At 62.3% G+C, this 13,059-nt stretch carries 11 protein-coding genes; 6 read left to right on the forward strand and 5 right to left on the reverse strand.

Going from position 1 to position 13,059, the window contains the following annotated elements:
* Positions 1-4: 4 nt before the first annotated feature.
* A complete protein-coding gene (locus SynM161_RS10240; RefSeq protein ID WP_186541285.1) occupies positions 5-1,078 on the reverse strand; it encodes an efflux RND transporter periplasmic adaptor subunit in 1,074 nt (357 codons plus the stop codon).
* Between the two features lie 154 nt (positions 1,079-1,232).
* Here SynM161_RS10240 and SynM161_RS10245 point away from each other — a divergent pair, with 154 nt between their 5' ends.
* The gene (locus SynM161_RS10245; RefSeq protein WP_186541287.1) at positions 1,233-3,398 is read left to right on the forward strand and encodes an AAA family ATPase; all 2,166 of its coding nucleotides are present in this window, start codon (positions 1,233-1,235) and stop codon (positions 3,396-3,398) included.
* Between the two features lie 48 nt (positions 3,399-3,446).
* Here SynM161_RS10245 and SynM161_RS10250 read toward each other — a convergent pair whose 3' ends face one another.
* Positions 3,447-4,079: an alpha/beta hydrolase gene (locus SynM161_RS10250; RefSeq protein ID WP_186541289.1), complete on the reverse strand. Its 633-nt coding sequence runs from the start codon at positions 4,077-4,079 to the stop codon at positions 3,447-3,449.
* Between the two features lie 303 nt (positions 4,080-4,382).
* On the reverse strand, positions 4,383-4,811 hold the full coding sequence (locus SynM161_RS10255) for a thymidylate synthase (protein WP_186541291.1): 429 nt from the start codon (positions 4,809-4,811) through the stop codon (positions 4,383-4,385).
* Between the two features lie 160 nt (positions 4,812-4,971).
* Between SynM161_RS10255 and bcp the strand changes: the two genes are divergently transcribed.
* Complete coding sequence (bcp, locus tag SynM161_RS10260) at positions 4,972-5,439, forward strand: thioredoxin-dependent thiol peroxidase (protein WP_186496137.1); 468 nt, start codon at positions 4,972-4,974, stop codon at positions 5,437-5,439.
* Here the strand turns inward: bcp and SynM161_RS10265 are convergent.
* Both SynM161_RS10265 and SynM161_RS10270 read right to left on the reverse strand, forming a co-directional pair.
* Positions 5,417-6,142, reverse strand: a complete 726-nt coding sequence (locus SynM161_RS10265; RefSeq protein ID WP_186541292.1) for a type III pantothenate kinase — start codon at positions 6,140-6,142, stop codon at positions 5,417-5,419. The two genes, bcp and SynM161_RS10265, sit on opposite strands and share 23 nt — an antisense overlap.
* Positions 6,143-6,910 (reverse strand): phosphoadenylyl-sulfate reductase, encoded by a 768-nt coding sequence (locus SynM161_RS10270; protein WP_186541293.1) that lies wholly within the window; start codon positions 6,908-6,910, stop codon positions 6,143-6,145.
* A gap of 67 nt (positions 6,911-6,977) precedes the next feature.
* Here SynM161_RS10270 and SynM161_RS10275 point away from each other — a divergent pair, with 67 nt between their 5' ends.
* From SynM161_RS10275 to SynM161_RS10290, 4 genes are read left to right on the forward strand one after another with little or no spacing between them, the layout of a single operon-like run.
* Entirely contained in the window at positions 6,978-8,123 is a 1,146-nt protein-coding gene (locus SynM161_RS10275; protein ID WP_186541294.1) for an NAD(P)/FAD-dependent oxidoreductase, read from the forward strand.
* On the forward strand, positions 8,120-9,796 hold the full coding sequence (gene hflX, locus SynM161_RS10280) for a GTPase HflX (RefSeq protein ID WP_186541302.1): 1,677 nt from the start codon (positions 8,120-8,122) through the stop codon (positions 9,794-9,796). Before SynM161_RS10275 ends, hflX begins: the two co-directional genes overlap by 4 nt.
* Positions 9,784-11,601 (forward strand): SLC13 family permease, encoded by a 1,818-nt coding sequence (locus SynM161_RS10285; RefSeq protein WP_186541304.1) that lies wholly within the window; start codon positions 9,784-9,786, stop codon positions 11,599-11,601. Before hflX ends, SynM161_RS10285 begins: the two co-directional genes overlap by 13 nt.
* A 29-nt stretch (positions 11,602-11,630) precedes the next feature.
* A complete protein-coding gene (locus tag SynM161_RS10290) occupies positions 11,631-13,046 on the forward strand; it encodes a TrkH family potassium uptake protein (RefSeq protein ID WP_186541306.1) in 1,416 nt (471 codons plus the stop codon).
* Positions 13,047-13,059 lie beyond the last annotated feature (13 nt).

Below are 13,059 nucleotides of genomic sequence, written 5' to 3' on the forward strand. Positions count from 1 at the left end.
AACCTCAGTTCGCCTTGGCGAGTTGCACATGCACGGGCATGCCGTGTTTCAGGTTGAGCAGATTGGTTGTGGCCACCATCTGATTGGCTTCGAGGCCTTCGGTGATCGGATACAGCTGGTTCTCCAATTTCCCCACCGTGACCGGCGTCTGGAGGGCGAACTTGGCATCAGCGGGAAGCTTGCCGGCCTTGATGCCCTTCTCCAGCTTCTCGAGATCAGCCTTGCCCGGATTCGCTTTGAGCTCATCAAAGCTGCCGAGACGGAAGACGAAGCTCTGACCGGAGGTCTGGGTGACAGCGGCGAAAGGAACGGCCAGTTGTTGCTCAGCCTTGATCTGCACTCGGGTGCGCACACGCTGGCCATCCTTCAATTGCCCATAGGTGTTCGGGAAGACCGCCTTCACCAACAATCCCTGGGTCTGTTTGTTGATCCGAGGATCAATCGAGCCGACTTGCCCGGTTGCGATCACATCCTCACTGCCTGGGGCACTGAGCAACACCGGCTGCCCAAGGGACAGACGCGTTGAGAACACCGCCGGCACCTCCACACGGGCTTCCAGTTCGTTGTTCTGCACCAGGCTGGTGAACACCTGGCCCTGCTGAATCACGTCGCCCACCTTCACTTTCACGTCAGCGACCGTGCCGGCGGAGGGTGAGGTGAGATTGCTGTAGTCGAGCTCCGCCTTGGCGGAGATGTATTGGGTGCGATAGCGATCCAGATCCTTCTGCGACGCAGCGCCCGTCTCAGCCAGGTAGGCGTAGCGCTCGTAGTTGGCTTTGGCGTTGTCGGCTTTGGCTTTCTTCTCGACTTGATCGAGCACCACCAACAGCTGACCGGGCGCAACTTCATCACCCTGGCTGATCTTGAGTTGCTCAATCCGACCCCCCGATTGAGCGGCGAGCTCGACAAGGTTGCTGGCCTCCAACGTGCTGACGGTGTCGATACCCTCGGTGAATTCGGCCAACTGGGTGGAGACGGCCTGCACCTTCGGCGGCGGCGGCTTCGGCGCTTCGCTCTTGCAGGAACTAACCGTAATCAGAGCAGCGAAGGTGATCAGAAGACGCTGCGGATGACGCACGGCAAAAAGTCTTTTGTCGGATTATGGGGAGTTCGTGAGAGCTTGTCCGCGAAGGTTTCGACGTGTCGAAACTGGCCTGCAAAAAGATTCGATTTGGACCAGCTCAAGCGCTGATTGAGAACGTCAGGGAAACTGGGTCAACGCCGATTGTTCGTTGGGCCAGGACCTCTTCGCTTTTCACGGTGAGCAGCAACGGAGGCGGCTGGCCCCCCTGGCCGACCGCATGCGCCCGCGCACGCTGGAAGAATTTGAGGGCCAGAGAGGGATCCTTGCCGACGGACGGCTCCTACGCCGTGCCATCAAGGCTGATCGGGTCGGTAACCTGATCCTGCATGGCCCCCCCGGGGTCGGCAAAACCACCCTGGCGCGGATCATCGCCAACCACACCCGCGCTCATTTCAGCAGCCTTAACGCCGTACTGGCGGGCGTCAAAGACTTACGAATCGAGGTGGATGCTGCACGCCAACGCCTTGAACGGCATGGCTTGCGCACAATCCTGTTCATCGACGAAGTGCACCGCTTCAACAGCGCTCAGCAGGATGCGCTGTTGCCATGGGTGGAGAACGGCACCGTCATCCTGATCGGCGCCACCACAGAAAACCCCTATTTCGAAGTCAACAAGGCGCTGGTCAGCCGCTCGCGGCTGTTTCGTTTACTTCCTCTGGAACCAGAGGATTTGCAGCGGCTGCTGCAACGCGCCCTTGCAGACGACGAGCGGGGCTACGGCAACCGCGCCATCGCCATCAACAGCGATGCTGCCAACCATCTCGTTGATGTAGCGGGAGGAGATGCCCGCAGCCTGCTCAATGCCCTTGAACTGGCGGTAGAGAGTTCCGAACCCGATGGCGACGGAGTGATTCAGATCAACCTGGCCATCGCCGAGGAATCGATTCAGCAGCGGGCAGTGCTCTACGACAAACACGGCGATGCCCACTACGACACGATCAGCGCTTTCATCAAATCGCTACGGGGCTCCGATGCCGATGCGGCGCTGTTCTGGCTGGCACGCATGGTGGAAGCCGGTGAAAACCCCCGCTTCATTTTTCGGCGGATGCTGATTGCAGCGGGGGAAGACATCGGCCTGGCCGATCCGCAGGCCATCGTTGTGGTGGAGGCCTGTGCCGCAGCCTTCGAACGGGTGGGGCTGCCAGAAGGCCTGTATCCCTTGGCCCAGGCTGCGTTGTACCTGGCAGGCACCGAAAAGAGCAACAGCGTTCTGGGCTTCTTTGATGCCCTCAAAACCGTGCGCGATGCGCAAAAACAGGACGTGCCTGGGCATTTGCGCGATGCGAACCGAGATGGAGCCGCCTTCGGCGATGGCGTGGGCTACCGCTACCCCCATGCCTACGCAGAACACTGGGTGGAGCAGCAATACCTCCCCACACCCCTGCAAGGCGAGGTGTTCTGGCAGCCCGGACAACTCGGTTGGGAGGGGGAACGACGCGAACGGATGGCGGAACGCCGGGCAGCCCAACTCGCCGCGGCCGCGGAACTGGCAGCCGACCAGCCTTTACTTTTGAGCAGCGGGCCCGACCGTCCGGGCGTGGACCGCTGGGTCCAGCGCCAACTAGGACAGGAGGGGGAGCGACTGCAGCGCCTGCGAGAGCGGCTCTGGCGGGAGATCCCCTGGACCCGTCGAGATCGAGTGCTGCTGCTGGGGGTGCGCTCGCTGATCTGGGCCCTCGATCCATTGAGGGCCGCCCCGGAAGGTGGCGTCACCGTGCTTTGCGAGAACGAAGCAGACCGGAGCCGGCTAGCAGCACAGATGGATCTGCTCGAGCCGGAGCATCGGCCAGAGCTGCTGACCGGCAACCTCGACGCTCTGCCCGCACTCCAGGCCTTCGATTGGATCGCAGGACGCCTCGCCGCTGCCGACCTGCAAGGGCAGAACTGGACAGCACTGCTGGAGGCCATCAACAAACATGCCGAGCCGACAACAGGCTTACGGCTGCTGATCAGCCGCGCCGAACTGGGGCCCGCTGGTGCATTGCTCCAAGACGGCGATCCAAAAGAGCTGTTCAGCGATCTTGTGGCTCAGGAACAGCAGTGGCTTGAGCAGCAGCAGCGGCCGGACGAGTCCTTAAAGAACGCCGGCTGGCAGCTCCGTTGTGATGAGTGGCTGGAACATCTCACGCTTCCAGGGGGCACGGAACTGGCTGAGCGATGGCTGACCGAAGGGTCGCCCTACCGGCAGGCCATGGGGGAGATCAGCAAGGACGTGATGAAGGAATTGCGCCGGTCACTGAACAGCCTTGGAGAGGGTGGTTTACGACTGCCAATGCGCCATCAATTGATCACCGGCGAGCGAAACACGCCGTAAAAAAGCCCCGGCCGTAGCCGGGGCTGAGGCGCAGCTCTCAGGAGCTGATCACCAGAGGAGACGGACGGGAGCGATGCGAAGTGCAGGATCGGGCAGCGCGGTGTTGGCCTGAACGCAGGCAGGCAGAAACACATACCAGGAGAGCAGCGAGGTGCACTGGGCGTCTCCTTCGCAATGGTTTGGCGCACAGAGGTTCTGGATGCCGTCGTAAGTACCGCAGGTGTCTGCCAGACGGAAGTCCACGGGCAGCTCGGCCAGGATGCCGGCGGCAGAGATTTCACCGTCGATGGAGTCGGCGATGATCGCGGAACGCAGAGCTACCACGGAGGTGGACTTCATCTTCCAGTTGGGGAAATAAGAACGGGTCTGGTCCTTCAGGAACTTGACGCCGTCGTCGGAGTACAGGAAGCGGGAGACGCCGATGATGTCAACGGCATAGGTTTTGGTCATGCCTTCCTGAATTTCCTCGGCAGTCCAACCGGAGCTGCCGATGCCGGAGCTCAAAGCACGATCGGTGATGTCACCGGTGCTGAAGAAGGTTTTGAATTCAGAAGACGTGGTGGTCCACACGGCGCCGCCGGTGTTCCAGCGAACGGGGCGGGAGGTGCCTGCTTCAGCAGGAACGGCCAGAGCGGCGAGGGATACACCAGCCAGCAGGCCAGCAGCGAGACGAGAAAACACGGGACGACAAATAAGCACGTCAATAAAAATTAGCCCCCTCAATAAGAAACACCGACATCACCCAATCGCTTAAGAGTTGGCAAACATTGAGAGAACCGGCTTCCAGCAAAAGAGACACGAGAGACTCGCTAGCTCAGCTCGATCTGGACCAGCTCGAAATAAAAAAGCCAGAGAAGTTTGCCCGAACTAGGCCACCTACAAAGCATGGATAAGGTGAAAACCATCTTGCCGGGGAGAGCCACCTGAAACCCATTACTTGAGATCAGTTCGTCCTAACGAGGAATCAAAAGTAGATCGCTCTGATCACTTCAAAGAGATGCGTTGCCAGCCATCCGGACAATGCCCCTCCGCGGCCTGGCCTGCTACTTTCCGATCACCACGGCAGTAGTACATCCGCAACCGACCACCGGAGCGCGCCACCTCCGCCAGATAGGCCTCTGTCCCGTGATGGGGTTCAAGCGACAGCCGAGTCCGAACAGCATCGCGATTCACCATTGTCTGGAACTGCGACCCGGACGACAGCCCCAGATCCTGAAGCGAGCCTGCGAATTCACCCCAGCAATGGCGCGTCATTTGCGCGCGGGTGAACTCTTTCAGCAGGGTTTCGGCTTCGCTGCGTTGATGCAGGGTGACCTCGCGCTGCATCAGCCGCCGACTGAGATTCGCCGCCGACGGCTGAGGAACAGCGTGATCCAACGGGAAACCATCTCGCGGAGCAACAAGTGCGCTCAAGCCCATGGCCAGAAGACCCAGAGCTGCCAGGGAGCGCGCGATTTACTCAACCCGGATCCGCGACGCCATGGCCCAACAGCTGCAGGTTGATTGCAACGTAGGCCGCACGGACAGTCTTGTCCTGAGGGCCGTACGCTGCCGCCACTGACAAAACCTTTTCGTGAGTCTGCAAATCGGCGACGCCGCCCCCGACTTCACCCTTCCCGATCAAAACGGTGATCCCATCAGCCTCGCTTCACTGCGCGGGAAGAAGGTTGTTCTGTACTTCTATCCCAAGGACGACACCCCGGGCTGCACCAAAGAAGCCTGCAACTTCCGCGATCGCTGGGAGCAACTGAAAGCCAACAACATCACCGTTCTGGGTGTCAGCAAGGACGGAGCCACCTCCCACAACAAATTCATCAACAAGCACGAACTTCCCTTCACCCTGCTCACCGATGAGGAGCCCTGTGCCGTGGCCAGCCTCTATGAGAGCTATGGGCTGAAGAAGTTCATGGGGCGCGAATACATGGGCATGATGCGCCACACCTTCCTGATCGATGAAGAAGGAAAACTCGAGCGGATTTATCTCAAGGTGAAAGCGGCCACCATGGCCGACACCCTGATCAGCGATCTCGGGCTGAGCTGAGCCCAGCGCCCAGGCTCAGCAGTGCTTGCAACTGAAGATCACCCTCCAGCTGCAACAACTCCTTTGCACCGCACCAATGACGCTTCAACAGGGCAGCGTCCCCACCGCAGATCCACAGCAAGCCTTGGGAATGCTGCTGAGCCGCCGCAATGGAGGCCAACATCGCCTCCAGAACACCGCGCTGCATGGCGGCCACGGTTTGCTGTGGGAAGACCTCTTGCAGAGCGTCGTTGTCGAGATCCTCAGGGGTTGATGGCAAACCCAGGGTTCCATCGGCCATGGCCTGAAGCTGGAGCCGATAACCCGGGATCAGCTGTCCGCCTCCAAAACAGCCGTCTGCCGTCACCCGGGTGAGGCTCAACACGGTGCCGGCATCCACCAGAAGCAACCCCCTGGAACAGTCGAGCTGTTGCTCCTGACTGCAACGCCAGGCCATCCAAGCCCCGAGAGCTCGGTCCACCCCCAACCAAGGAGGAGCCTGAGGCAAGGGCACATCCCCAAGGCGAATGCGCAGATCCTGGTGGGCCATGAGCGGCTCGGGCACCGGCCCCACCGCCGCCCAAACCGGAGGGGCATTCCCGATGCGACCAGGGTCAGGAGGACCGTGCTCAATGCGGACAGTGTTGCCCTGCCGCTGCGCCCAATGCCAACGGCTGTTGCCGATCAGCAGGGCGCTGTCGACGTCCCGTGCAGACCCCGTCACTCAGATGCCTTCACCCATCAGCCCTTCGTTGGCCTCCTGGGGCACATGAATTCCACATTCCTGCTTTAACCCACCGAAGCGGGTGTCGCGGCCACTTAGATCTCCCACATCAGGGCCACTGGAATGCCAGTCGCCAACGGTGGAATAGCCCTGCTCGAACAACGGATGCTGGGGGAGGTTGTTGGATTGCATGTAGTAGTAGACGTCCCGCTGCGTCCACTCCAGCAAAGGCCTGAGAGACCAACGCTCCCGAATCGGATCCAACGCGGTCATCGAGCGGCGGTGATCGGTCTGGCCACGCCGCACGCCGCTGGCCCAGCAACGCGTCTCCAGGCCGTTGAGGGCTCGCTCCAGGGGTTCAACTTTGCGGATCCGGTGATAAGTCTCCAGATCGTCCACACGACCGGATTCCCAAAGCCGCCCGTGCAGGGCCTCCATCCGAGCCGGAGACATCTCGCTCTGACTCACCACCAGACGAATCCTGAGCTGCTGGGTGAGTTGATCGGCGTAGGTGTAGGTCTCAGGAGGCAGATAACCGGTATCGATCCAGATCACCGGCACAGCATCACCGCCGGGGAGGGTGCTCAGCATGTGCAGGAGCACAGCCGATTGGATGCCAAAACTCGTGGTGAGAGCAAAAGTCTCACCGAACTGTTCCAGCCCCCAGGCAAGACGCTGCTGCGGCTCCATCGACTCCAGCAGCTTGCGCCCTTCGAGCAACTCGTTTTGCACCGCCATGGGCACCATGGCCTCAGGAGCCTCCGTCATCACGCCATCTTCCCCTGTCGTGGGACCGGGTGTGGTTCCTATCGTTTAAGAACCGGCAGATCCCTTCATGCGTTCACCCTCGTCCCCATCGGATGCCGTGGTGATCGTTGGCGGTGGATTCGGAGGCCTGTTCACAGCACTTGCTCTTCAGCGACGGCAGCCCAACTGCCCCATCGTTCTTGTCGAACCGCGGGATCGCTTCGTCTTTCAACCGCTGCTGTACGAACTGCTCAGCGATGAACTTCAAGCCTGGGAAGTGGCCCCCCGCTATGACCAACTGCTGAACAACGGCATCTGCTGGATCCAAGACAGCGTTGTTGATGTCGACCAAACCAGCCAAAGCATCGAACTGGCCTCCGGAGAACGCTTGGGCTGGTCACAACTGGTGCTAGCGACGGGCTCGAAAGCCAATGATTTCGGCATTCCAGGCGTCAAGGAACACAGCTGTGGCTTCCGTGACCTCGGCGATGTGCGCCGCCTCAAGCAATGGCTCAGCAATCTGAACCAGCAACGGGGAGAAGATGCCGGACTGATCATTGTTGGCGCGGGACCCACCGGCGTTGAGCTGGCCTGCAAGCTGGCGGATCTGATCGACGGTGCCGCCAGCATTCGACTGGTGGAGATGGGCGATGAAATCCTTCCCGGCAGCACAGCGTTCAATCGCGAGCGGGCCCAGGCAGCACTGGAACGCAAAGGGGTGGTGGTCCAGCTCAACACCAGCGTGAGTGAAGTGAAGTCCAGCTCTGCTGTTCTTGCCGACGGTGCTGTTCTGCCTCACGCAGGCCTGATCTGGACCGCAGGAAGCAGTCCCACCACCCCCGCCATCTCACCCACACCTGTGCTGGAAAGGGGGCGCCTGGCCGTTGACGATGACCTGCGCCTGGTGGGCTGCACCAACACGTTCGCCCTCGGGGATCTCTCAGCTCGGCCAGGCAGCCCATGGCCCGCCAGCGCCCAGGTGGCGATGCAACAGGGCGATGCAACTGCCGCAGCCATCGCCCAGCTGCGGATGGAGGAAGAGCCACAACCCTTCCAGTTCGAGGACCGCGGCGAAATGCTCAGCCTCGGCGTTGGTGAGGCCACCCTCACCGGCATGGGACTCACCCTGGCCGGCCCCTTGGCCTTCCAGTTGCGGCGGGCCACCTATCTCACGCGCCTGCCAGGCCTCTCTCTGGGTCTGCGCTCAGCAGGCGCCTGGTTGCTGAACCGTTGAAGCAATCCCACCTCGGCGGGCGTTGCCGTGGTCTGCGCCCCAGCCAGCAACGGCAGCTGGAGCGGTTGAGCCATCGCCGTCATCCCGAAGACTGCGGCGCCGATCTGCTGAGCCTCGAACGCTTGGCCGACCTTGTGCTGGATCTGGAGATGGCATTGCATCTGGTGCTGGACGGCCGTGGCCTCTGCCGCCTGCTCTGGCTGGGGCCTCTCACCGGCGGCGATTCGCTGTTGCAGCACCTACCGGCGACGCCGCGACGGAGCAGCGGGGGATGGCGACTGATCAGCTGCCCTTTTGCCCGCAAAGGGCTGCACTCAGATCCCCGCGACGCCGTGGTCGCCCTCGACATCGCCCCTCGGCACTGGCTGCGCTTTGCACCATGCCCGGCGGCCGATGGAGCGCGCCCGGCCGAACTCTTGATTCCAGACCCGTCTCAAGCCGATGGCTGGAGACCGTTTGAACAAGGCAACCTGAGGGATCTTTGCGTCCTCACACCGGACGAACCCCATCAGCCAAGCATCAACGCCGCGGCCGGAGACGAGCGGGTGCTTCTGCTCACGCTCACCAGTGGCGATGAACAGCGCGACCAGCGGGATCTGGCTGAGCTGGAAGGATTGGTGCGCAGTGCCGGTGCCGAGCCAGTGGCCCGGACCAGCCAGCGCCGGGGCCAAACCAATCCCCAGACGCTCTGGGGCTCCGGAAAACTTCAGGAAGCCGCCCTCGAGATCCGCCGCTGCCAGGCCTCCCTTGTCATCACCGACAGGGAGCTCACCCCCGTGCAGGCCCGCAATCTGGAACGGCTGCTCAGCTGCCCGGTCTCCGACCGCAGTGAGCTGATCCTCGACATCTTTGCCCAGCGGGCCGGCAGTGCTGCTGGACGACTTCAGGTGGAACTGGCTCAGCTGCGCTATCGGCTGCCGCGCCTGCTGGGACGGGGCAGCAGCCTGTCGCGGCAGGGCGGCGGCATCGGCACGCGCGGCCCTGGAGAAACACAGCTGGAAAAGGACCGTCGAGCCATCAGCCGACGCATCGAACGACTGCTTCGAGATCAACGCCAACTTCAATCCCACCGCAGCCGCTTACGGGATCAGCGGCGTGGTCTGCCGCGGGTGGCTCTTGTGGGCTACACCAACGCGGGCAAATCCAGCCTGCTCAATGCCTTATGCGGCAAACGAGCCAGTGATCGCGTGCTGGCGGAGAACAAGTTGTTCGCAACCCTGGACCCCACCACGCGCAAACTCGACCTGCCCTGCCCTGGGGCACGCCCTGAACGGCTGCTGCTCACCGACACGGTGGGCTTCATCCGCGATCTCCCGGCCCCACTTGTGGAAGCCTTCCGCGCCACCCTGGAGGAGGCACTGGATGCCGATGTGCTGCTGCTGGTGGTCGACCTTGCTGACCCCGACTGGCAAGGCCACCTGGACACCGTGCATCGGCTGCTCGATGAGCTTCACAGCACCGCCCTGCGCAGGGTGATCGCCAATCAGATCGACCGTTGTGAGGCGTCTGAGATCGAAATGATTCACCAGCGTGAACCCGACGCCCTGTTTCTCTCAGCGGTGCGGGGGGATGGGCTGCAGGGCCTGAAGCAGTGGCTGCGTGAGCAATTTTTTGATCCCGGGGCAGAATCGCCACAATTGACGACCGGCGACTCGCCGCCATGGCCGAGCTGAGCAGCGCTCTTCATAACCCTCAGGCCTTGATCACCCTGGGCGTGTTGGCTCTGGCAGTGGTGCTGTTCATCACCGGGTTGATTGCACCGGAGCTCACCGGCTTGCTGAGTTTGAGCCTGCTGATCGCCACCGGGGTTCTCAATCCCCAGGAGGCTCTGGCGGGGTTCGGTAGTCCTGCACTGATCACCCTGTTGGGCCTGTTCCCGGTCTCCGCGGCACTGTTCAAGAGCGGTGCCCTGGATCGACTCAGAGATCTGATCGCCTCAGAACGGATCCGCTCCTCGCGCCGTCTGATCGCACTGATGGCCTTCGTGATCGCCCCGGTGTCAGGGATTGTTCCCAACACCCCCGTGGTGGCCTCGCTTCTGCCCGTGGTGGAGGGCTGGTGCCAACGGCGCGGCATTTCGCCATCCCGGGTGCTCTTGCCCTTGTCGTTTTCCACCGTGCTTGGGGGCACCCTCACCTTGCTGGGCAGCTCGGTGAACCTGTTGGTGAGCGACATCAGCGAGCAACTGGGCTACGGCTCCCTCGATCTGTTCAGCTTCACGCTGATCAGCCTGCCGGTCTGGCTGGCCGGGGCCATCTACCTGGTGATGGCTCCGAGAGTGCTGCTGCCGGACCGCGGTGCCACGACGGATGAGCTGGGAAACACCAGCAAAACAAGCAGCTACTGCACAGAAGTGCGCATCCCCCCCGACTCGGAGCTGGTGGGTCGCTCACTGCTGAACAGTCGGCTGCAGCGCCGTTTCGACGTGGACGTTCTGGAGCTGCAGCGCGGTGGAGAGCGGCTGCTGCCCCCCCTGGCGGACCGTCGTCTTGAAGCCGGCGATCGTCTGCTGCTGCGGGTCACCCGCCCCGATCTGCTGCGTCTCCAGCAGGATCACACGGTTCAGCTCACAACTCAGGGGCAGAACGCCGGGTTCAGCGTCTACACCGAAGAGTCAAGCGGTCAGAAGACCGTGGAAGTATTGCTGCCGGCTGGTTCCACCCTGGCCGGCGCCAGCCTGCGGGAATTGCGGTTCCGGCAACGCCACAACGCCACGGTGCTCGCGCTTCGCCGCGGCCAGGAGACCGTTCAGGAACGCCTCGGCCAGGTGATCCTGCGGGAGGGCGACGTGCTTCTGCTGCAGGCACCCATCGACTCCATCCGCGGCCTGCAGGCCAGCAACGACCTCTTGGTGCTGGACCGACTGGAGGATGACCTGCCCACCGTGCGGCGCAAGCCGGTGGCCGTCAGCATTGCCCTGGCGATGCTGCTGCTGCCGACGCTCACCCCCATCCCTCTGGTAGCGGCGGTGCTCCTGGCCATGGTGAGCGTGGTGGCCACTGGCTGCCTTCGCCTCGGCGAACTGCAGCGCTCGATCCGGCTGGACGTGATCCTGTTGCTGGGATCCCTCACCAGTTTCAGCGTTGCCATGCAGAGCACGGGCCTCGCCGATGCCCTTGCCCTGGTGCTCCAGCAGGGGCTGGCGGGCTGGCCGAGCTATTCCGCTTTGATGGTGGTCTTCATCGGCACCACGCTGCTCACCCAGGTGATGAGCAATGCCGCCTCGGTAGCCCTGCTGGCGCCTGTCGCGGTGCAACTGGCCCCGTCCCTGCAGCTGTCTCCCACCGCCTTGCTGATCACAGTGCTGTTCGGTGCGAGTCAGTCGTTTCTCACCCCCGTCGGGTACCAGACCAATTTGATGGTGTTCGGTCCAGGCCGTTATCGCTTTCTCGACGTCACCCGCTACGGAATTGGCTTGACGCTGATCATGACCATCATCGTGCCGGCCTTGATCCTCTGGCATTACGGCGGATCCTGAACAACACTGGTCAGATCTCGCGCGCTCCTGTGCCGATCGGAAGGGCCATCGAACGCAGCCAGAGCTGGCATCGTCGGCTCACGGTTCCCCAGTTCACCGTGGTGACTGGATTGCTGGTGGTGCTGATCGGCACGTTGATGCTGGCCACTCCGCTGTGCTCCTCAAGCCGCGTGGGGCTTTGGGAAGCTCTGTTCACAGCCACATCAGCCATCACCGTGACGGGCCTGTCGATCATCGACATCGGCACCGATCTCACGACCTTCGGCCAGGTGGTGCTGGCCCTGATGATCCTGGCGGGGGGCCTTGGCTTGATGGCCATCACCACGTTTCTCCAGGGCTTCGTGGTGCAGGGAACAGCCCTGCGCCGCCGGCTGGATCGGGGGCAGGCCCTGGATGAATTCGGCGTTGGGGGCGTTGGGCGCACGTTTCGTGGCATTGCCCTGACGGCGACGCTGGTGATCCTTGTAGGGGCTGTGATCCTGTATCACTTCGGCTTCGATGACATCCCCAACCAGGGCGAACGCCTCTGGGCTGCGGTGTTCCACAGCATCTCGGCCTACAACAACGCGGGATTCGGACTCTGGAGCGACAGCCTCGAGCGCTACCGCAGCAACGGGGTTGTAAATGCCGTAGTGATGCTGCTGATCGTGGCCGGCGGCCTGGGGTGGCGGGTCACCAGCGATCTGACCACACAGCTGCTGCGCAGACGGCGAAGCCGGCGGCGGCTGAGCCTGCACTCCCGCCTGGTGCTGCGCACCACCCTTCTTTTGATCGTCTTCGGGGCAGGGGGGCTGGCCCTGACGGAATGGTTGAACCAGGGGGAGATCTTCGCGGGCATGCCCTGGTCTGAGCGCTGGCTCACAGCCCTGTTCAAATCCGTCACGGCACGCACAGCCGGCTTCAGCACCCTTCCGCTCTCGCTCGACACCGTCACCGAATCAAGCCTGCTGTTGATGATGGTGCTGATGTTCATCGGGGCCAGCCCGGGCGGCACCGGTGGCGGGATCAAAACCACCACCGTGGCCGCCTTGATGGCGGCCACCCGCTCCACCCTGCGGGGCCGGGAGGTGGTGGTGATCCGCAACAGAAGCATCAGCGACAAGGTGGTGCTGAGGGCCGTCGGCATCACGGTGGGCTCCCTGCTGTTCGTGATGGCCATGGCGATGCTGATCAGCATCGCCAGCAATTTGAACGGGAAGGATTCATTCACCTTTATGGAAATGCTGTTTACCTGCATCTCCGCTTTTGCCACGGTGGGGCTTGATCTGGGAGTCACCGTCGAACTCCCCCGTTTCGGCCAGGCGGTGCTGATGGTGGGAATGTTTGTGGGACGGCTGGGGATCCTGTTGCTGCTGAGTGCGATCTGGGAAGCGATGACGCAGGAACAAATCCAGATGAATCGCCAGAATCGAGTCGGTTACCCCAGCGAGGATCTGTATGTCTGAGCGCGATCAGCGG

The organism is Synechococcus sp. M16.1 (assembly GCF_014279895.1).
Lineage (GTDB): Bacteria > Cyanobacteriota > Cyanobacteriia > PCC-6307 > Cyanobiaceae > Parasynechococcus.